1 protein-coding gene is annotated in these 327 nt (G+C 68.5%); it reads left to right on the top strand.

Going from position 1 to position 327, the window contains the following annotated elements; all coding sequences use genetic code 11:
* Positions 1-133: 133 nt before the first annotated feature.
* Positions 134-327: GntR family transcriptional regulator (locus tag BEK98_RS47670; protein ID WP_143684311.1), on the top strand; the 194-nt coding region annotated here is incomplete at its 3' end.

The following is a 327-nucleotide window of genomic DNA, read 5'->3' as shown; positions in this document are numbered from 1 at the left end:
GTCGTGAACAAGCACCACGGGAGCCTCCAGGTGGAGTCCGTTCCCGGCGACACCCGCTTCCAGGTGCGGCTCCCCCTCAGGGTTTCACCTGGACGCAACTAAAGGTGTATGCACATACGCCATAATGGACGGCATGCCACAGCCGACCATCGTCATCGACGGCATCGAGCCGCTTGATCTGCCCGGTGCCCGGCAGTCGATCGCCCCGCTGCACGCGCTGCTGCGCGAGTGCATCCTCGACGGGCGGCTGGCGCCGGGCACCGTGCTGTCGCAGGTGGCCCTGGGCCGGCAGCTGGGAGTGAGCCGTACGCCGGTGCGCGAGGCGCT

Source organism: Streptomyces diastatochromogenes (assembly GCF_002242805.1).
Lineage (GTDB): Bacteria > Actinomycetota > Actinomycetes > Streptomycetales > Streptomycetaceae > Streptomyces > Streptomyces diastatochromogenes.
This window is presented reverse-complemented; position numbering and strand designations above follow the sequence as displayed.